Origin of the sequence: Ferrovibrio sp. (assembly GCF_046297895.1) — a bacterium.
In the GTDB taxonomy this organism is placed as follows: Bacteria; Pseudomonadota; Alphaproteobacteria; order Ferrovibrionales; family Ferrovibrionaceae; genus Ferrovibrio.
The window spans coordinates 118,689-137,884 of record NZ_JBKBHC010000010.1; the positions used below are offsets into that span (position 1 = coordinate 118,689).

Sequence of the window (19,196 nt, forward strand, 5' to 3'; positions counted from 1 at the left end):
CAAGATGCCGCCCGCCAGCCGTCTTGGCAAGCGGAGAAACGCTTGCCGCAGCAACATGCCCTGCCTATGGTCGCGCCATGCCCGCGTCCCGTCGTGTCGACATCGCCGCACCATTGCTGAAATGGTACGACCGGCATCACCGCAGCCTGCCCTGGCGCAGCCCGCCGGGTGCCGCCCCGATGGAGCCTTACCGCGTGTGGCTCAGCGAGATCATGCTGCAGCAGACCACCGTGCCGGCCGTGATCCCCTATTTCACCAAATTCCTCGCGCGCTGGCCCAGCGTGCATGACCTGGCCGCCGCGCCGGTGGAGGACGTGATGGAGGCCTGGGCAGGCCTGGGCTATTACGCGCGCGCCCGCAACCTGCATAAATGCGCCAGGGCCGTAAGCGAAAAACTCGGTGGCGTCTTCCCTGACAGCGTGGAGGGCCTGCTGGAGCTGCCCGGCATCGGCGCCTACACGGCGGCCGCCATCGCCGCCATCGCCTTCGACAAACCAGCGGCCGTGATGGATGGCAATATCGAGCGCGTGCTGGCGCGCGTCTTCGCCATCGAGACGCCGCTGCCCCAGGCCAAGCCGGAATTGCGCAGACTGGCCGAAAGCGTGACGCCGCAGAAACGGCCCGGCGATTTCGCGCAGGGCATGATGGACCTGGGCGCAACCATCTGCACGCCGAAGAACCCAGACTGCCCGCTCTGTCCGCTGCGCAAATCCTGCGTCGCGCAGGAACGCGGTAGCGCGGCAGAGCTGCCGCGCAAGGCGGCAAAGGCAGCGCGGCCGGTGCGGCACACCATCGCGTTCCTGCTGCAGCGCGATGACGGCGCGGTGCTGCTGCGCCGCCGGCCGCCGCAGGGCCTGCTGGGCGGCATGCTGGAGGTGCCCAGTGCACCCTGGCGCGATTCGCCATGGCGCAATGGCGATGCGCTGTCCCATGCGCCGGCCGCCATCGACTGGCAGGAAGCGGCGGGTGCCGCCGAGCATGTCTTCACCCATTTCGCACTGAAGATCACCGCGCTGCATGGTCGCGTCGACGCGCGGGCCGCCGCAGAGATCGACGGACAATGGCAGCAGCCGGGTGACGCGGCCCTGCCCACGGTGATGAAAAAGATGCTTGGCCTGCTGCCGGCAGGCGACGACGTCAGATCGACGAGAAATCCCCGCCGCGGCCGAGCCCGCTCTTGAACCGCGCCGCGCCGGCGATCGCCTCCTGCTCGATGATCGGCAGGCCGCCTTCGGCCTCGTCGTGCAGAGCGGCATCGAGCGAGAGGTCCCACTGGCGATAGCTGGAGGCGCGGTCGACCTTCATGCAGGCCTGCGGGAAGCGCGCGACCTCGGCGGCCAGCGCCTCGGCGGCGGTGCGCGCCTGGCCCTTGGGCACCACCCGATTGGCCAGCCCCATCTGCAGGGCTTCGTCGGCCGGCACCGGGCGGCCGGTGAGGATCATGTCGAGTGCGCGGCTATGGCCGATCAGGCGCGGCAGCCGCACCGTGCCGCCGTCGATCAGCGGCACGCCCCAGCGTCGGCAGAACACGCCGAACACCGCATCCTCCTCAGCCACGCGCAGGTCGCACCACAAGGCCAGTTCCAGGCCGCCGGCGACAGCGTAACCCGACACGGCGGCGATCACCGGCTTGGAGAGCAGCAGGCGTGTCGGCCCCATCGGGCCCTCGCCCTCCGGCGACACGTCGTTGCGGTTGGCGCCATCGGCCACGGCCTTGAGATCGGCGCCGGCGCAGAAGGTACCGTTGGCGCCCCACAGCACGGCCACGCGCGCATTGTCGTCGGCGTCGAAATCCTTGAAAGCCTGGCGCAGGGCGTCGGCAGTGGGCCGGTCGACGGCATTGCGGGCCTGCGGGCGGTCCAGGATCACTGTAGTGACGGCACCCTGCTTCTCGACGCGAACACTGTGCATCCCGGCTTCCTCTCCTGATTGACTGCGATCAGGCTGACAGCGCCGGCGGCATCCGGCAAGCCCTTCCGTCCGGCTTTGCGTTGCGGCAATGTCGCCGCCATGGGCATGGATTGGCGGCGATTCCTATGGCGCGGCATCGGGCACCTGGTTGAGCCCGGCGTGCATCTATGGCTGCGCCGCCGCGCCGCGGCAGGCCGGGAGGATATCGCACGCCTGCCCGAGCGCTTCGGCCATGCCGCGACGGCACGGCCGGAAGGCCGCCTGATCTGGTGCCATGGCGCCAGCGTGGGCGAGGCGCAGGCCCTGCTGCCGCTGCTGCAGCACCTGCATGCGGCACGGCCGGACATCACGCTGCTGCTCACCACCGGCACGGTCACCTCGGCAACACTGGTGCAGCAGCGCGCCATGCAGGGCCTGCTTCAGGGCGTGATCCATCAATTCGTGCCCGTCGACCTGTCCAATGCCGTCGACCGCTTTCTCGCTCACTGGCGGCCCGATCTGGTGCTGTGGAGCGAGTCCGATTTCTGGCCCGGCATCCTGGCCGAACTGCGGCGGCGCCGCATTCCGGCCCTGCTGGTGAATGCGCGGATGTCGGAGCGCTCCTGCCGACGCTGGAACCTGGCGCCGGGCACGATCGGCTGGCTGCTGCAGGCTTTCGCGACCATCTATGCCCAGACCGCGCAGGATGCCGAACGCCTGCGCCGCCTGGGCGCGACGGAGGCGATCGAGGCCGGCAACCTGAAGGAAGCGGCGCCGCCCCTGCCCGCCATCGCAGAGACGGTGATGCAGTGGCAGATGACGCTGGGCAGCCGCCCGCGCTGGCTGGCCGCCAGCACGCATCCGGGCGAGGAGGTACAGATCGCAGGGGTGCATCGCGCGCTGCAATCGCGCTTTCCCGGCCTGCTCACCATCATCGTGCCGCGCCATCCCCAGCGCGGGCCAGAGATCGCAACCGCGCTGACCGCAATCGGCAGCAGCATCGCGCTGCGCTCGCGCAGCGAAGCCGTGACGGCGGCAACCGATATCTACATCGCCGACACCCTAGGCGAGCTGGGGCTGTGGTATCGCCTCTGTCCCATCGTGATGATGGGCGGCTCGCTGATCCCGCATGGCGGGCAGAACCCGCTGGAACCGGCGCGGCTGGACTGCGCGGTGCTGTTCGGGCCGTCGATGTTCAATTTCAGCGAGGCGGTGGCCGGCCTGCTCGATGCCGGCGGGGCGCAGCAGGTGCAGGATGCCGCCGAACTGACGGCGGCGCTTGGCATATTGCTGGCCGATCCGGCGAAAGTGGCTGAGATCGCATCCGCCGCACGCGCCCATGCCGGCGGGCGGAACCGCATCCTCGACATCCTGCGGGATGCGGCGCTGCGCAGCCTGCCGGATTGAACTCTGGCCCGGCTACTTGCCCACGAAGGGCTTGGCGATGTGGCCGACTTCTTCCATCGACGAGCCGAAATGCTGCGGCTTCGACATATCGGTGATCTTGCCGTAATTGGCGGCGAAATCCTCCACCGTCACCCTGGCATCGACGCCGAAGAACATGCCCTGGGATTCCATGATCTGCATCTTGGCGTAAAAGCCCGCGCCAGCCGAGATGATGTCGCCGGTGGCGGTGCAGGTTTCCGAGCACAGATAGGCCACGGCCTGGGACACATATTCCGGCTTGAGATGCGGCAGTAGCTGCGGCGGCAGCAGGGCTTCGGTCATGCGCGTGGCGGCCACCGGCGCGATGGTGTTGACCAGGATGCCGTATTTGGCGCCTTCCTGCTTCAGCGCGTTCATCAGGCCGACCACGGCCATCTTGGCGCCGGCATAGTTGGACTGGCCGAAATTGCCGTAGAGGCCGGAATTCGACGAGGTCATGACGATGCGGCCGTATTGCTGCTGCTGCATCACCGGCCAGGCCGCCTTGGTGACATAGGCCGAGCCGAGGAAATGCACGTCGACCACGGTGTCGAAATCGGCGATCTCCATCTTGGCGAAGGTCTTGTCGCGCAGGATGCCTGCATTGTTGACCAGGATATCGACGCGGCCCCAGGCATCGGTGGCTGTTTTCACGATGTCTGCCGCAGCGGCCGGATCGGAGACGCTGTCGTAATTGGCCACTGCCTCGCCACCCCTGGCCTTGATCTCGGCCACCACGGCATCGGCCGCCTTGGACGACCCGCCGGTGCCGTCCACCGCGCCGCCGAGGTCATTGACGACGACCTTCGCGCCGCGCTCCGCCAGCAGCAGCGCATGGCTGCGGCCCAGGCCGGCGCCCGCACCGGTGACAATGGCTACGCGGCCCTTGAAATCGATGGCCATGACAGTTCCTCCGTTTTTTGTTTGATCAGGTCCGGTATTCCAGCAGCAGGTCGCAGACCTCGCGCACGGCGCCATGGCCGCCGGCAGCCTCGGTGACATAGGCGGCGGCGGCCTTCACCTGCGGCCGCGCATTGGCCACGGCGATGGGCAGACCAACGGCCTGCATCACGTCGAGATCATTCAGGTCGTCGGCGACATGGCAGACGGCATCCAGGCCGATGCCGAGTTCGGTGCAGATCTGCTGCAGCCGGGGCAGCTTGTGCCGCACGCCCATATGGCCGTGACGGATCTTCAGCCGGTCGATGCGCTTCTGGATCGAGGGCGTGTCGCTCATGGTGATCAGGCAGAGTTCGATGCCGGCCTCGCGCACCAGCAGCATGCCGAAGCCGTCCTGTACGAAATACTTGCGCAGTTCCGAGCCGTCCTCGGCGTAATACAGGCCGCCATCGGTGAGCGTGCCGTCGAGATCGAGCGACAGCAGTTTCACCGCCTTGAACCTGGCAATCAGATCGGCATCCAGCATACGGCAATCTCCCCGGCCCGGCGGGCCATCCCCAATCCTTGGCCCGATCGGGGGAGCGGCAGATTACCGGGGCGCAAAGACGCGCGCCAGTCGTGACGCCGCGTCAATCGCCCCGCTCCGGCCTAGCGGCGGCGCTGGTCTTCCAGCCGGCGCTGTTCGATCTCGCGGGTGCGCTGACGCTCCTCCTCGTTGGCGCGCCGGCGCTCGGTATCCTGGCGCCGGCTTTCCTCGTCCTGCCGGCGCTGGAAATCGAGCTGGCGCATCTCGCGCCCCTGCTCCATGCGTCGGATTTCCGCATTGGTGCGGTCCCATTCGCTGGGCTGCTGGGCCAGGGCCGACGGAACAGCACAGATGAGCAGAAGGCTAGAGAACAATCGGATCATGCCGGCATCCTGCCATGCCATTGCGGCAGGATTATGCCCGTCTTTTAGGCCCGGATTTTTGAGGTTTGGGCGGGCCGGGATCGTCGAGCCAGTAGACCACGTGCTCTTCCAGCTCGCCGGCCTGTTTCTCCGAGATGCAACGGCCCGCCACCGAGATGCCGGCCTGATGCACGGTTTCGCGGCTGCCGCTTTTCAGGTGATGCCACCAGTAGAGGTCCTTGCCCGCCGCCACCAGGCGATAGGCGCAGGTGGCCGGCAGCCAGTTCATCTTCTGCACCTTGCCGGGCGTGAGCTGGATGCAGTCAGGCACCAGTTTTTTGCGCTTGGGGTAGTTGCTGCACTGGCCGGTGGCGCAGTTGAGCAGCTTGCAGGCCACGTTGGTCTGCTCCAGCGCGCCGGTATCCTCGTCTTCCAGGCGGTACAGACAGCATTTGCCGCAGCCGTCGCACAGCGACTCCCATTCGGATGGCGTCATCTGGTCCAGGCGCTTGCGGCGCCAGAAGGGGAGCTTGCGGGGCATGGCGGAAAAATAAGGCGGCGGCGGCGAAAGCGCCAGCCGCCGGAAGGGCAATTCAGGCCCTGTGGTGCTGGCGGATGAAGGCGGTGACTTTCGGCGCGATCTCCTCGCGCCAGCGCCGGCCGTTGAACACGCCGTAATGCCCCACGCCGGCCTGCAGGTGATGCTGGCGCATGCGGTTGGGGATGTTGGGGCAGATGTCGTGGGCGGCGGCCGTCTGGCCGATGCCCGAGATGTCGTCCTTCTCGCCTTCGACGGTGAGCAGGGCGGTCTTGCTGATCGCGGCGGTGTTCACCTTGTCGCCGCGGCATTCCATGATGCCGCGCGGCAGCTCGTGCTCCTGGAACACGCGGCGCACGGTCTGCAGATAGTATTCCGCCGGCAGGTCCATCACCGCCAGATATTCGTCATAGAAATCCTTGTGCGCGCGGGCGCTGTCGCCATCGCCCTTCACCAGATGGTGGAACAGGCGGACATGGGCGCCGACATGGCGGTCGAGGTTCATGGTCATGAAGCCGGTGAGCTGGATGAAGCCGGGATAGACCGGCCGCATGAAACCGGCATGGGGCAACGGCACGCGGTTGATCACACTGTGCTCGAACCACTCGATGGAGCGTTCCTTGGCCAGGTTGTTCGGCACGGTTGGACTGATGCGGGTGTCGATCGGCCCGCCCATCAGCGTCATGGAGCGCGGCGTATTGGGGTCTTTCGCTTCCGACATCAGCGCCACGGCAGCCAGGACCGGCACCGAGGGCTGGCAGACCGCCATGACATGGCAGTTCGGCCCCAGCACCATGAAGAATTCGCGCACGTAGTCGATATAGTCGTCCAGTTCGAAGGCACCCTCGCGCAGCGGCACGTCGCGGGCGTCGATCCAGTCGGTGATGTAGACTTCGTGGTTGGGCAGCATCGCCTCGACGGTGCCGCGCAGCAGGGTGGCATAATGGCCCGATAGCGGCGCCACGATCAGCAGCTTGGGGTCCTTGCGCTCGGCGCAGCCGTCGCGTTCGAAATGCAGGATGTTGCAGAAGGGCAGCGAGACGACGACGCGCTCGGTGACTTTGCGCTCTGCGCCACCCACTTTCGTCGTGGCCAGGCCGAAGGCCGGCTTGGGATAGCGGCGGGTGATATTGGTGAAGACTTCCAGGCCGGCCGCCCATGTGCGGGCCGCCGGGCTGTAGTTCATCGGCAGGTAGGGCAGTTTCAGCGCCTGAGTCTGCGCCTCGGCCAGCGCACGCACCGGCTGGAGCGCGGCATGCTGCCATTCATAAAGCTGATAGAGCATCCGGTCCCACCCTTCTGCCACATAAACACCGGCAGGCTGCCGGGTTCTGGGAGTCTGGGGCAAAGGCGTTAGCGAATCGCTCCAGTCCAGTGAATATAGGGCAGTCTAGTGGGTTTCCTCAGTGCCCGCACGATCTATTTTGCGCTGCAACATATGCGTGCATTTTCATAAAGCACTGAAAATAAGATCAAAATTTGGCGCGGATGCGTTTGGCCATATCCTCGGGCGACACGTCATGACGGAAATGCGTCAGATACCGCCCCTGGCCGTCCATCAGATAGATGAAGCCGGAATGGTCCACCGAATAGCCCAGGCTGGACTCCTTCAGCGGCACCTTCTGGTAATAGACCCGGTATTCGCGGGCCACCTTGGCGATCTGCTCCGGCGTGCCGGTCAGGCCGACCAGGCGGTCGTGGAAGGCCTGCACGTATTCCTTCATCACCGGCGGCGTGTCGCGTTCCGGATCAACGCTGATCAGGATCGGCTGCACTCTTGCTGCATCTGCCCCCAGCCCATCCATGGCGATGGCGATGGTCTGCAGGCCGGTGGGGCAGATATCCGGGCAATGGGTGAAGCCGAAATAGACCAGCATGAACTTCCCGGCATAGTCGCGGTCGCTGACCGTGCGGCCGTCCTGGTCGGTCAGCGTGAAGGGACCGCCGATCGAAACCTGGCCGCTGCCGCTCTGCTGTTCGCCGTGGGGCAACAGCCACTGCATGGCCACCAGGCCGGCGACGCCGATGGCCGCCAGGATGGCGACGATCAGCAATCCGCGCTGCAATCCGCGTTTGGCTGCGCTCATGATGCGGCTACTCCGTTTTCGCCCGGCCGCCGAGCGACGCGGCGGCGGCCTCGATGAAGGTTGCGAGCGCGACATCGCGCTCGCTCAGCCCCCCGGCGTCGTGCGTGGTCAGAACGATCTCGACGCGGTTATAGACGTTGAACCATTCCGGATGATGATCGGTCTTCTCGGCCTGCAGGGCCACGCGGCTCATGAAGCCGAAGGCCGTATTGAAGTCGGCGAAGACGAAGGTCTTGGCGATGGCATCGCGGCCCGGCGTCGGCTGCCAGCCCGGCAACGCATGCAGCGCGGTTTTGCGCGCGGCGCCTTCCAGTTTCGCTATTGCCATGCCATCCTCCTCGCGCCGCGTCACCTTGCGGCCATAACTTGGCGGGGAAGCTAGCGCGCTGCCCCCGCCCCTTCAACCCGCGAGCCCCGCTTGGGACGATCCGCCGCATGACCAGCCGCAGCATACCCCTCCCGCCCGACAGCCTGCCGCCCAGCCTGGACGAGATTGCCGCCCTGGGCGAGACGGAGCTGCTGCGCCTGCGTTCCGCGCTCGGCCCCTATATCGACGGCGTGCCGGTGCAGGTGGCGGAATTCGCCGATGACGAAACGCTCGCCGAGATGGGCTGCGAGAGTCCCTTCGACCTGCTGGGCCTCTATCGCGGCGGCAGCTTCCTGGCCGAACAGCGCGGCGAGACGGGGACCCTGCCGGCGATGATCTTTCTCTATCGCCGGCCGCTGCTGGATTACTGGTGCGAGACGGGCGAAAGCCTGCGCCGCGTGGTGCGCCATGTGCTGATCCACGAGATCGGGCATCACCTGGGACTGTCGGACGACGACATGGACCGCATCGAGACGGCCACCGACGAGGGCGGCCGGTTCGGCTAGAGCAGGCGGGGCTGAGCCCCTTCGCTGCGCGGAATACGGAAGGAAACCCGCGTGCCGCGGCCCGGCACGCTGCGGATTTCCAGCGGATGGCCATGCAGCTCGGCCAGCCGGTTGGCCAGCGCCAGCCCCAGGCCGGTGCCGCGTTCGCTCTGCGCCACCATGCCGCTGACCTGCCCGAATGGCGTGAGCGCGATCTCGATCTCGGCCGGCGTCATGCCTGGACCGTCGTCGCTGACCGTGAACAGCACACCGTCATCCTCCACCTCGGCGGTGATGCGGACATCGCCGCCAGAGGGCGTGAATTTCAGCGCGTTTGACAACAGGTTGACCAGGATCTGCTTGATCGCGCGCGCGTCGCCATGCAGCGACGGCAGATCGTCGCTGATCTCGATGCGGATCGGCGTGCCACGCGCATTGGCCTGCGCCGAGACCAGCACCAGGCTGGCCCGCACGATTTCCTGCGGCTCCAGGGTTTCCCAGCTCAGTTCCATGCGGCCCGCCTCGATCTTGGAGAGGTCGAGCACATCGTTGATCAGCGACAGCAGATGCTGGCCGCTTTCGCGGATGTCGTGGGCATATTCGAGATATTTCGGGTTGCCGAGCGGGCCGAAGATCTGCCGTTCCAGCAATTCGCCGAAACCGATCACGGCGTTCAGCGGCGTGCGCAGTTCATGGCTGACATGGGCTACGAAGTCGGTCTTCACGCGCGCCGCCTGCTCGGCGCGCAGCTGCGCCTCGGCTGCCCGGCGCGCGGTCTGTTCCAGTGCGCGGGCCTGATGCTCGGCCTCGCGCCGGCCGATATAGGCGACGCGGCGCTGGCGCTCATAGACATAGCTCGAGAAATAGCCGATGACAAAGGCGCTGAGCATCATCACCTGATAGATGGTGAAATCGCGGCGGTCGCCGAGTCCGGCGACCAGATAGACAACGTCCAGCGCCGCAACGACGATCAGCACGGCGACGGCGGCGCGCAGCACGCCAAGCCGCAGCACGACGAAAATGCCGATCATCACCAGAATGACGCAGCTCAGGTAAAGGGTGAGCAGTTCGGCCGGCGTCAGGGCGATGATGCCCACGAAGCCCAGTCCGATGGCGACCGCGCCGCCCTGCATGATCAACTGGTGCCGCGGCACCATGCGTGGATCGAACGAAGCGAACAGGCCGAGCAGCAGAAGCAGAATGGTGATGGCGCGGATCACCGTCATCGCCAGCGCGGTGGGCGAGAACAGCCAGTCGGTGACGGCGAAGCAGGCGAACAGCGCCGCCGCCAGGCCAAGCGCATAGCGCGCATAAAGCAGCGAATTGGCCGCCTCGTCCGCCTGGAATTCCCGCTCCAGCGCCGCATCGGCGAAGGTGGCGTCATACCAGCGGAGCGGAAAGCGATTGAGTGGGAGCGGCGTGGCGGTCATGGCGTGACGCTGCCCAAGCTAGGCAGGCAGCCCGATTCCCGCAACAGAATTGTGGGAAAACCGCCGCCGGAGACTAAGCGAATCCGGCGGCGACTCGAAATTGTAACGGCAGCGTGAACCGGCCCAGCCGCGAATCACGCCGACTCGACGGCGATTTTCTTGGTCTTCGCCGCCGCCTCGGGCGGCCGGACCAGGGCGATTTTCAGCACGCCCTTGGCGAACTGCGCCTTCACTTCGTCCGGGTTCGGCGCGAAGGGGAGCGGGATCACGCGCTGGAACATGCCGTAGGAGCGTTCCATGACGTGGTAATCCTTCTGCTTCTCGTCCTTTTCCAGCTTCTTCTCGCCCTTGATCGTCAGCACGTCGTCATGCAGTTCGACCGAGATGTCCTTCTCTTCCACGCCTGGCAGTTCGGCGCTGACCTCCAGGCCCTTCTCGGTTTCCTTCACGTCGATGCGCGGCGCCAGGTAGCCGTTATCGCCGAAAGCCGCCGGCAGGCGCTGGCCGCGCCAGACATCATCGAACATGCGGTTGATCTCGCGTTGCAGCGCGGTGAAAGGATCGTCGCTGCCGCCGGCGGGCAGCTTGCCCTGACCGAAGGGCAGCAGGGATCTGAAATTCATATCAGCCTCCAATGCTATCATCCGCTTCCCGATCTGGAAGCGTTTTGATTACAGCATCGCGGGCATGGAACAGCCTTGATTTGCGTCAAGCGCCGGCAAAAAGCCGCGCGACGAAATCCGGCACGATCTCGGTGGCCGGTCCATACACGCGCTCTGCAAACAGGGAATGGCCGTCGGAGGGATCGAGATTGAGTTCCACCGTATGCGCCCGGCCGGCGCGGCGGACTTCCGCGACAAATCCGGCCGCAGGATAGACCTGGCCCGACGTGCCGATCGACACGAACACGTCGCAGGATTGCAATGCGCCGTGTATTTCCTCCATATGCAGCGGCATCTCGCCGAACCACACCACATGCGGCCGCAACCGGGCCGACCGGCCGCAGGCCGGGCAGGTCGTGGCCAGATCGAGGTCGTGTTCCCATTCGGTCACATACCCGCAATCGTCGCAGCGGATTTTCAGCAGTTCGCCATGCATGTGCCGCAGGCGCCGGCTGCCCGCGCGTTCATGCAGGTTGTCGACATTCTGCGTCACCAGCAGGAAGTCGCCGTCCCACAGCCGTTCCAGTTCGGCCAGTGCTGCATGGGCGGCGTTGGGCTGCGCTTCCAGCAGGTTGCGGCGGCGGGCATTGTAGAAATCGTGCACCAGCACCGGATTGCGCGCGAAACCCTCGGGCGTCGCCACCTCGCTCAGGTCGTATTTGGTCCACAGCCCGTCCTTGTCGCGGAAGGTGCCGAGGCCGGATTCCGCCGAGATGCCGGCACCGGTCAGGATCACGATGGACCTGAATGCACGTTCAGGAGTCATTGTCGCGGTCAGTAGCCGTAAGCGGCAGCCTCGCTTCGTTCCCACTCCTCGGCCTCGTCGGCCATCCAGTCGCCCTCCTCGCCGATGGATGTGCCATCCAGGCGATAGACGTGTTCGGGCGTGTAGATCGCCCCCGAGGAAGAGAGGAAGCTGGAATAGAGGGTGAAGCGGTCGCACAGGAAAGGCGGCGCGCTGTATAGCGCATGATGGCTCAAAAACGCCCCGAGCCGGTCGAAGGGCGCGTTGTTGAGTCGCGCCAGCGTCACATGCGGGGCGAATTTGCGCCGGTCGGGCGGCAGGCCGGTGCGCAGCACGGCATTGTCGACCTTTTCCTGCAGGCGGTTGAGCGCCGGATTGGGCCGCACCCCGGCCCACAGCGTATTGGCCTTGCGCTTGTCGCCGAAGGTGCCGACGCCGAATAGGCTGAGTTCGAAATTCGGCATGATGATGCTGGAAAGCTCATCGCTGACCGCGCGGGCCGTGCGGCCATCGACCTCGCCGATGAACCGCAGCGTGAGATGGAACTGCTCCGGGTTGGCCCAGCGCGCCCCCGGCACGCCGGCGCACAGGGCGGCCAGGGAACGGCGCACCTCGTCAGGAAAACTCAGGGCAACGAACAAGCGGATCATGGCTGTGCCCTCCGCAATAGGGGCGCTATGGCCCGGAACGAGCGTCCCGTTCAGGCGCTCGGGTTCGGTTGATCGCGATGGATCGCGTCGATGCCGTCCAGTACCTCCTGCGTCAGTTTCACATCGATGCTGTCGATATCGGCCTTGAGCTGCGCCAGCGAGGTGGCGCCGATGATGTTGCTGGTCACGAAGGGCCGACTGTTGACGAAGGCCAGCGCCATCTGCGCCGGATCGAGGCCGTGCCGCTGGGCCAGCGCCACGTAGCGCTCGGTGGCCCGTTCGGCCTGCGGGCTGGAATAGCGGGTGAAGCGGGTGAACAGCGTAAGCCGCGCGCCGGCCGGCTTGGCGCCGCCCAGGTATTTCCCGGCCAGCACGCCCATGGCCAGAGGCGAATAGGCCAGCAGGCCGACATCCTCCAGCTTGGCAACCTCCGACAGCGAGGATTCGTACCAGCGGTTCAACAGGCTGTAGGGATTCTGGATCGAGGCGATGCGTGGCAGCGCCGGGTTGCGCTCGGCCGCCGTCAGATGGCGCATCACGCCCCAGGCCGTCTCGTTGGAGAGGCCGAAATGGCGGATCTTGCCGGCCTTCACCAGATCGGCCATGGCCTCCAGCGTTTCGGCTATGGGCACCGCCGCCTCGTCGTTCCAGGGATATTCGGCGCGGCCGAAATTGGCGGTCAGGCGGTCGGGCCAATGGGTCTGGTAAAGGTCGATATAATCGGTCTGCAGCCGCTTCAGGCTTTTGTCGACCGCCTCGAATATCTGCCGGCGGCTCAGGTCGGGCGGCTGCTTGTCGTCGCGCAGCCAGCCGAAATCGCCACGCGGCCCGCCGCCGCGGCCGGCCACCTTGGTGGCCAGGATCACCTTGTCGCGGTTTTTGCGCGCCTGCAGCCATGTGCCGATATAGCGCTCGGTGCGCCCCTGGGTCTCGCCTTTTGGCGGCACCGGATACATTTCGGCCGTGTCGATGAAATTGATGCCGCGCTCCAGGGCATAGTCGAGCTGGGCATGGGCGTCGGCTTCGGTATTCTGCTCGCCCCAGGTCATGGTGCCGAGGCAGATCAGGCTAACCCGCAGGTCGGTGCGGCCTAAGCGACGGAACTCCATGACAAAACTCCCGACTCGACCCGGCGAAGAGGCTAGGCCGCCAGCGACGGCGGCGAATCCATATTGTCGGCCAGACTCGGCTTTTACAACAACGAATTGGGGTCAGGCGCCGAGGAAACGCAAAATCTGGGGCAGGATGCGGTCCACGATCACGCTGACCCCCTCGCGATTCGGATGCATGCCGTCGCCCAGGTTCAGCTTCGGCTCCGCCGCCACCCCGTCGAGGAAAAACGGGTACAGCGGCAGGCCGTACCGGGCGGCCAGGTCGGGGTAGATGCTGTTGAAGCGACGGCCATAATCCGCGCCCAGGTTGGGCGCGGCCTGCATCCCGGTCAGCAGCACGGGAATGCCTGCCTGCTTCAGTTTTGCCAGGATGGCATCCAGATTGGCCCGCGCCTGCTCGGGTGGCAGGCCACGCAGCATGTCGTTGGCCCCCAGTTCGACGATGGCATGGGTTGGTTTGTCGGCGAGCGCCCAGTCGAGCCGCGACAGGGCCGCCGCCGTGGTATCGCCCGACACACCGGCATTGATCACGGTGACATTCAGCCCCCTGGCCCTGAGGGCCTTCTCCAGCTGGGCCGGAAAGGCGGCATCGGGCGGCAGGCCATAGCCTGCGGTGAGGCTGTCGCCAAAGGCCAGAAGGCGGATCGGCGGCGCTGCGGAGGCGGCGCCACAAAGCAGAAGCGCCGTGACCAGGATCACGGCGAGTGCCCGCATGACATTGCTCAGGCGCAGGAAAGCCCCATATTCTGCGTTCAAGATGTTAATCCGCATGATTTTCCCGAAAAGGTGAACCGCACCCATGGCGTTAGGTAAGGCAAATCTGCCGGTTGTCGAATTGCAGGACGTCCGGCTCACTCTCGCCAGCACGGCCGGGCCGGTCAATATCCTGCGCGGTATCGACCTGGCGGTGCAGGCCGGCGAACGCATCGGCATAGTGGGGCCCTCCGGCTCGGGCAAATCGACCCTGCTGGCCGTTCTGGCCGGATTGGAGCGCGTGAGCGGCGGCCGCGTGCATGTGGCCGGCGCTGACCTCAACGACATGAGCGAGGACCGGCTGGCGCTGTGGCGCCGCAACCGCATCGGCATCGTGTTCCAGAGCTTTCATCTCATCCCGACCATGACGGCGCTGGAGAACGTGGCGGTGCCGCTGGAACTCGCCGGCGCCGGCGATGCGGCAGAGCGGGCGCGGACGGCACTGGAGCAGGTGGGCCTGTCGCACCGCATGGACCATTATCCGATGCAGCTTTCCGGCGGCGAACAGCAGCGCGTGGCCTTGGCCCGCGCGGTGGCGCCGAAACCCGCGCTGCTGCTGGCCGACGAGCCAACCGGCAACCTGGATGGCGCTACCGGCCACGCCATCATCGACCTGATGTTCGGCGAGGCCGCGCGACTCAACTCAACCCTGATCCTCATCACGCATGACGAAAAGCTTGCCGCCCTGTGCGACCATGTGGTGCGCATCGAGGATGGCCGCATCAAGACCATCGAGCCGCAGCGTCGGCAGGCGGTGGGCTGATGCTGTCGCTGCGGTTTTCGTTGCGCGAACTGCGCGGCGGCCTGCGCGGCTTCCGGCTGTTCGTCGCCTGCCTGGCGCTGGGCGTGGCAGTGATCGCCGGCATCGGTACGCTGTCGGCCGCCATCGTCACCGGCCTGGAACGCGACGGCCGCAGCCTGCTGGGCGGCGATATCGAATTCCGCCTCACCCATCGCGGCGCCACGCCTGAGGAGTCCGCTTTTCTGCAGCGCCAGGGCGAGGTTTCCGAAAGCGTGCAGATGCGCGCCATGGCCCATGCCCTGCGCAGCGACCAGCGTGCGCTGATCGAGTTGAAGGCGGTGGATGGCGCCTATCCGCTCTATGGCAGCGTGGCGCTCGAAAACGGCGGCGATCTCGCCACGGCGCTGGCCGTGCAGGATGGCCTGCCCGGCGCCGCCGTCGATCCGCAGACCCTGATCCGCCTGGATGCCGCGATCGGCGACCGCCTCGGCATCGGCGAGGCAGAATTCGTGATCCGCGCGGTGATCGCGCGTGAGCCCGACCGCGCCACCGAGGGACTGACGCTGGGTCCGCGCGTGATGATCGCGGAGAGCGCGCTGGATGCCACCAGGCTGGTGCAGCCGGGCACGCTGGCGCACTGGCATTACCGCATCCGGCTGAATCCCGGTCTGGAGGCCGCCGGCGTGGAAGCCGCGGCAAAGGCCGAACAGGCCGATGCGGGCTGGCGCATCCGCGACTGGAAGGAAGGCAGCCCCGGCGTACGCCGCTTCCTCGATCGCGCCGCCTTGTTCCTGGTGCTGGTCGGCCTGACCGCCCTGCTGATCGGCGGCGTCGGCGTCGCCAATGCGGTGCATGCCCATCTGGAGGGCAAGACGCCCACCATCGCCACGCTGAAATCGCTCGGCGCCACCACCGGACTGATCTTCCGCGTCTATCTGTGGCAGACCCTGCTGCTGGCCGGGTTCGGCATCCTGCTCGGGCTGGCCATCGGCACCGCCCTGCCCAATCTGGCCGCTGGCGCGCTGGCCACCGTGCTGCCGCTGCCGCTGGTGCCGGGCCTGTACTGGCAGCCGCTGGCGCTCGCCGCCTGCTATGGCCTGCTGGTGGCGCTGGCCTTCACCATCTGGCCGCTGGCACGCGCCGCCGACATCCGTCCCGCCGCGCTCTATCGCGACCTGGTGGCGCCGAACCGCCGCTGGCCGCGGCCGATCTATGTGATCGCCACGCTCGGCCTGTTTGCGCTTCTGGCCGCGCTGGCGGTGTTCGGTGCCGAGGAACGCCGCTTCGCCATGGCCTTCGTGATCGGTGCGGTGGTCGCTTTCCTGCTGTTCCGGCTGATCGCCGCCGGAATTGCCGCTCTGACCCGCCATGCCCGGCCGCCGCGCGGCGTGCGGCTGAAACTGGCCATGGCCAGCCTGCACCGGCCGGGTGCGGCCACCGCCGCGCTGCTGCTGTCGCTGGGCGTGTCGCTCACCCTGCTGACCGCCATCGCGCTGGTGGAAAGCAACCTGCATGCCCAGGTGGAGGAACGCCTGCCCGACGAGGCGCCGGCCTTTTTCTTCGTCGACATCCAGCCCGCGCAGATCGAGCAGTTCCGCGCCACCGTCGCCGCCGTGCCCGGCGCCCGCGACCTGGAAACCGTGCCCAACCTGCGTGGCCGCATCTCAAGCATCAAGGGCGTGCCCAGCGAGCGGATCGAGGCATCGCCCGACCAGCGCTGGGTGCTGCAGGGCGATCGCGGCCTGACCTACGCGCGCGACTTGCCGGAAGGTTCGACGCTCATCGCCGGCGACTGGTGGCCGCGCGATTACAACGGCCCGCCGCTGATCTCGATCGAGGAACGCGCAGCCAAGGGACTGAATGTCGGGATTGGCGACCGTCTGACCGTGAACATCCTGGGCCGCGACATCGAGGCCGAGGTGGCCAACATCCGCCGGCTGGACTGGACCTCCTTCGGCATCAACTTCGTGCTGGTCTTCTCGCCCGGCCTGCTGGAACGCGCGCCGCATACCATGCTGGCCACCGTGAAGGCGACGCCCGAGGCCGAAACCGCCCTGTTCCGCGCGGTGACGCAGCAATATCCCAACATCTCGGTCGTGCGCATGAAGGATGTGCTGACCGAACTGAACGCCATGGTGGCCAAGCTGGGCGGCGCGGTACGCGGGGCGGCCGGCGTGACGCTGATTGCCGGCCTGATCGTGCTGGCCGGCGCGCTGGCGGCCGAGCATCGCCGGCGGCTGCGGGAAGGCGCCATCCTGAAGGCGTTGGGCGCCACGCGGCGCGACATCATCGTGGCCCATCTGATCGAATATGGCAGCGTCGGCCTGGTCGGCGCCCTGATGGCCTTCGGACTTGGCTGGCTGGCCGCCTGGGCGATGGTGACGCAGATGATGAATGCCAGTTTCTACTTCGCCCCGGGCGTGGCCGCGGCCACCGCGCTGGGCGGCGTGGCCGCCACCCTGCTGTTGGGTCTGGCCGGGGCCTGGCAGGCGCTGGCGGCAAAACCGGCGCCACTGCTGCGGACGCAATAGCGGCCCTGCCCGCCCCGGCCGCGCCTGCGGCAACAGGGCGTTAACCTTTCCGTGCGAGGTAGGGTAGGCGCTCAAAGCGCCCGCACCGGCACAGGCAGGCCAAATCCGTGACGAAACTTAACCGTACCTGGGACGATTTCATCAAGACCCGCACCATTGGCGTGGACGACAACCGCCTGATCGGCGCTGCCGACCGCGTCTTCACCATGGGCAGCTGCTTTGCCAACGAAATCCGACTGGCGCTGTCGAAGCGCGGCTTCACCCTGCTGCCGGAACTGACCGGCGAATTCAAGAAGCATGTCTCGCCGGCCTCGCACGAAATGCCGAGCTGGGGCGTCTACGACGAGCGCGTGCATTACCAGTTCTACACCACCTTCTCGATGCTGCAGGAATTCGAGAAGGCCTTCGGCCTGTGGCAGCACGAGCCCTCCGACGTCTGGGCGGCGATCCAGAAAACGGAAAAGGGCAACCAGCCGATCTTCCAGGAGCCCTACAAGCGCCGCCTCTTCGCCCACAGCCACGAAGATCTGCTGGCCATGCGCCGCCTGATGGAAGGCGCCATACGCGACGGCATCATGACCGCCGACGTGCTGGTGCTGACCATGGGCCTGACCGAAATCTGGCAGCGCGGCAACGGCCGCTATGTCTGCGAGCCGCCCAAGCTGCGATCGCGCGAGATCATGCAGGATTGCCGCTATTTCGGTTCAACCTACGAGCAGAACCTGGACAACATGCGCCGGCTCTGCAGCCTGTATTTCAATGCCTTCCCGGATCGCAACATCGTGCTCACGGTGTCGCCCGTGGCGCTGTCGCGCACCTTTTCGCCGCACGACATCGTGGTGGCGAACATGGAGAGCAAATCCACCCTGCGCGCCGTGGCCGCGCAGATCTGCCGCGAATTCAAGAACGTGCATTATTTTCCCTCCTTCGAATTATGCATGACCGATCCGGAAGCCTTCGAGGAGGACGGCCGGCATGTGCGGCCGAAAAAGGTGGAAGCCATCATGTCCACCTTCCTGACGCATTTCCTGAAAACCGAACCGGTAGCGACCGGATCCCAGCCGGCTGCCGCTGCCGCGGCGCCGGCTGCGACGGCAGTGCCGGCCAGGCCGGTGGAGGACAACACAATGGTCACCAACCGCCGCGACAGCGCGGGCAATGCCTACGAACATCACTGGAGCGAGACCCGCGCCGCGATTGACCGGCTGATCGCCAGTGGCGAACGCAGCCTGCCCCGCATCATGGCGCAACTTTTTGCCGGCGAGCCGGAAACCAACAAGCCGGCGCTGGAGGAAATCGGCTATCGCATTGCCGGCCGCATCGCGCAGAGCCCGCTTTGTGATGGCAGCCTGGAATACCGCCTGTTCGAGGCCCAGAAGCTGTGGCTGCTGCGCCGCAGCCTGCCCGCCGGCGTGACCGACATCGCCGAACTGGGCAGCGGCACCGGCTCCAACCTGTTCGCGCTCTGGCATAGCGGCCTGCCGGCGGCGGTGCGGCTGCATGCGCTGGAATACACCGCGGCCGGCCGCGCCTGCGCCGAAAAGCTGGCGGCGCTGGCTCCCGAGATTCAGTTCCGTTCCGCGCCTTTCGACTACTACAACGCCGCGCTCGATGATCTGCGCGATGCCGGCAGGCTGTTTGTCTTCAGTTGCTACAGCATCGAGCAGATCACCTATCTGCCCGACAGCTTCTTCGATCACCTGATCGCCATGCCAAACCTGGCCGGCGTGCTGCATATCGAGCCGGTGGGCTGGCAATACGGACTGGCCGCCGATGCCGATGCCGTGGCTGTGGAGGTCGACCGGCGGATGCGCAAATCGGTCGCCCGCAAGGGCTACAACCAGTCGCTGGTGCCGCAGTTGCATGCGCTGGCCAAGGCCGGCCGCATCGTGATCGAGGAGGAATTGCCACATTTCCTCGCGCACCGGCCGGACCTGCCTGGCACGGCGATCCGCTGGCGCCCAGCGCGCTGATTATGGCGCGCTGACGGC

General features: G+C 66.5%; 20 protein-coding genes. 6 read left to right on the forward strand and 14 right to left on the reverse strand.

Annotation, left to right across the window (positions count from 1 at the left end):
* The first annotated feature begins 77 nt into the window (after nucleotides 1-77).
* Nucleotides 78-1,181 (forward strand): A/G-specific adenine glycosylase, encoded by a 1,104-nt coding sequence (gene mutY / locus ACK4FK_RS17280; RefSeq protein ID WP_409746461.1) that lies wholly within the window; start codon nucleotides 78-80, stop codon nucleotides 1,179-1,181.
* Here the strand turns inward: mutY and ACK4FK_RS17285 are convergent.
* Nucleotides 1,138-1,911, reverse strand: coding sequence for a crotonase/enoyl-CoA hydratase family protein (locus tag ACK4FK_RS17285; protein ID WP_409746463.1), 774 nt, complete (start codon nucleotides 1,909-1,911; stop codon nucleotides 1,138-1,140). The genes mutY and ACK4FK_RS17285 overlap by 44 nt on opposite strands.
* 18 nt (nucleotides 1,912-1,929) lie before the next feature.
* Here ACK4FK_RS17285 and ACK4FK_RS17290 point away from each other — a divergent pair, with 18 nt between their 5' ends.
* Nucleotides 1,930-3,297 (forward strand): 3-deoxy-D-manno-octulosonic acid transferase, encoded by a 1,368-nt coding sequence (locus ACK4FK_RS17290; protein ID WP_409746465.1) that lies wholly within the window; start codon nucleotides 1,930-1,932, stop codon nucleotides 3,295-3,297.
* Between the two features lie 12 nt (nucleotides 3,298-3,309).
* Here the strand turns inward: ACK4FK_RS17290 and ACK4FK_RS17295 are convergent, their stop codons facing one another.
* From ACK4FK_RS17295 to ACK4FK_RS17325, 7 genes are all read right to left on the reverse strand, one after another.
* Nucleotides 3,310-4,218, reverse strand: a complete 909-nt coding sequence (locus tag ACK4FK_RS17295; protein WP_409746467.1) for an SDR family oxidoreductase — start codon at nucleotides 4,216-4,218, stop codon at nucleotides 3,310-3,312.
* Between the two features lie 25 nt (nucleotides 4,219-4,243).
* The gene (locus tag ACK4FK_RS17300; protein WP_409746469.1) at nucleotides 4,244-4,741 is read right to left on the reverse strand and encodes a KdsC family phosphatase; all 498 of its coding nucleotides are present in this window, start codon (nucleotides 4,739-4,741) and stop codon (nucleotides 4,244-4,246) included.
* A gap of 122 nt (nucleotides 4,742-4,863) precedes the next feature.
* Nucleotides 4,864-5,124 carry a hypothetical protein gene (locus tag ACK4FK_RS17305; RefSeq protein WP_409746471.1) on the reverse strand — a complete coding sequence of 87 codons (261 nt, stop codon included), beginning with the start codon at nucleotides 5,122-5,124 and terminating at the stop codon, nucleotides 4,864-4,866.
* Between the two features lie 31 nt (nucleotides 5,125-5,155).
* A complete protein-coding gene (locus ACK4FK_RS17310; RefSeq protein WP_409746473.1) occupies nucleotides 5,156-5,644 on the reverse strand; it encodes a YcgN family cysteine cluster protein in 489 nt (162 codons plus the stop codon).
* Between the two features lie 52 nt (nucleotides 5,645-5,696).
* Nucleotides 5,697-6,926, reverse strand: coding sequence for a polyhydroxyalkanoate depolymerase (locus ACK4FK_RS17315; protein ID WP_409746475.1), 1,230 nt, complete (start codon nucleotides 6,924-6,926; stop codon nucleotides 5,697-5,699).
* Between the two features lie 187 nt (nucleotides 6,927-7,113).
* On the reverse strand, nucleotides 7,114-7,728 hold the full coding sequence (locus ACK4FK_RS17320) for an SCO family protein (RefSeq protein ID WP_409746477.1): 615 nt from the start codon (nucleotides 7,726-7,728) through the stop codon (nucleotides 7,114-7,116).
* Between the two features lie 7 nt (nucleotides 7,729-7,735).
* Nucleotides 7,736-8,080 carry a 4a-hydroxytetrahydrobiopterin dehydratase gene (locus ACK4FK_RS17325; protein ID WP_409746479.1) on the reverse strand — a complete coding sequence of 115 codons (345 nt, stop codon included), beginning with the start codon at nucleotides 8,078-8,080 and terminating at the stop codon, nucleotides 7,736-7,738.
* An 83-nt stretch (nucleotides 8,081-8,163) separates the two neighbouring features.
* Here ACK4FK_RS17325 and ACK4FK_RS17330 point away from each other — a divergent pair, with 83 nt between their 5' ends.
* Nucleotides 8,164-8,601: a metallopeptidase family protein gene (locus ACK4FK_RS17330; RefSeq protein WP_409746481.1), complete on the forward strand. Its 438-nt coding sequence runs from the start codon at nucleotides 8,164-8,166 to the stop codon at nucleotides 8,599-8,601.
* Here the strand turns inward: ACK4FK_RS17330 and ACK4FK_RS17335 are convergent.
* The 6 genes from ACK4FK_RS17335 to ACK4FK_RS17360 form a co-directional block, all read right to left on the reverse strand.
* Nucleotides 8,598-10,010: a sensor histidine kinase gene (locus tag ACK4FK_RS17335; RefSeq protein WP_409746483.1), complete on the reverse strand. Its 1,413-nt coding sequence runs from the start codon at nucleotides 10,008-10,010 to the stop codon at nucleotides 8,598-8,600. The genes ACK4FK_RS17330 and ACK4FK_RS17335 overlap by 4 nt on opposite strands.
* A gap of 134 nt (nucleotides 10,011-10,144) precedes the next feature.
* Entirely contained in the window at nucleotides 10,145-10,633 is a 489-nt protein-coding gene (locus ACK4FK_RS17340) for an Hsp20/alpha crystallin family protein (protein WP_409746485.1), read from the reverse strand.
* An 85-nt stretch (nucleotides 10,634-10,718) separates the two neighbouring features.
* Complete coding sequence (cobB, locus tag ACK4FK_RS17345) at nucleotides 10,719-11,438, reverse strand: Sir2 family NAD+-dependent deacetylase (RefSeq protein WP_409746487.1); 720 nt, start codon at nucleotides 11,436-11,438, stop codon at nucleotides 10,719-10,721.
* 8 nt (nucleotides 11,439-11,446) lie between these two features.
* Nucleotides 11,447-12,067 (reverse strand): RNA 2',3'-cyclic phosphodiesterase, encoded by a 621-nt coding sequence (thpR, locus tag ACK4FK_RS17350; RefSeq protein ID WP_409746489.1) that lies wholly within the window; start codon nucleotides 12,065-12,067, stop codon nucleotides 11,447-11,449.
* Nucleotides 12,068-12,117: 50 nt separating this feature from the next.
* The gene (locus ACK4FK_RS17355) at nucleotides 12,118-13,176 is read right to left on the reverse strand and encodes an NADP(H)-dependent aldo-keto reductase (RefSeq protein ID WP_409746491.1); all 1,059 of its coding nucleotides are present in this window, start codon (nucleotides 13,174-13,176) and stop codon (nucleotides 12,118-12,120) included.
* A gap of 102 nt (nucleotides 13,177-13,278) precedes the next feature.
* Nucleotides 13,279-13,935, reverse strand: coding sequence for an arylesterase (locus ACK4FK_RS17360; RefSeq protein ID WP_409746493.1), 657 nt, complete (start codon nucleotides 13,933-13,935; stop codon nucleotides 13,279-13,281).
* 43 nt (nucleotides 13,936-13,978) lie between these two features.
* Between ACK4FK_RS17360 and ACK4FK_RS17365 the strand changes: the two genes are divergently transcribed.
* The 3 genes from ACK4FK_RS17365 (at nucleotide 13,979) to ACK4FK_RS17375 (ending at nucleotide 19,178) form a co-directional block, all read left to right on the forward strand.
* Nucleotides 13,979-14,695, forward strand: a complete 717-nt coding sequence (locus ACK4FK_RS17365) for an ABC transporter ATP-binding protein (RefSeq protein ID WP_409746495.1) — start codon at nucleotides 13,979-13,981, stop codon at nucleotides 14,693-14,695.
* The gene (locus ACK4FK_RS17370; protein ID WP_409746497.1) at nucleotides 14,695-17,205 is read left to right on the forward strand and encodes an ABC transporter permease; all 2,511 of its coding nucleotides are present in this window, start codon (nucleotides 14,695-14,697) and stop codon (nucleotides 17,203-17,205) included. The genes ACK4FK_RS17365 and ACK4FK_RS17370 overlap by 1 nt, the downstream gene beginning before the upstream one ends.
* Nucleotides 17,206-17,312: 107 nt before the next feature.
* Nucleotides 17,313-19,178 (forward strand): GSCFA domain-containing protein, encoded by a 1,866-nt coding sequence (locus tag ACK4FK_RS17375; protein ID WP_409746499.1) that lies wholly within the window; start codon nucleotides 17,313-17,315, stop codon nucleotides 19,176-19,178.
* Nucleotides 19,179-19,196 lie beyond the last annotated feature (18 nt).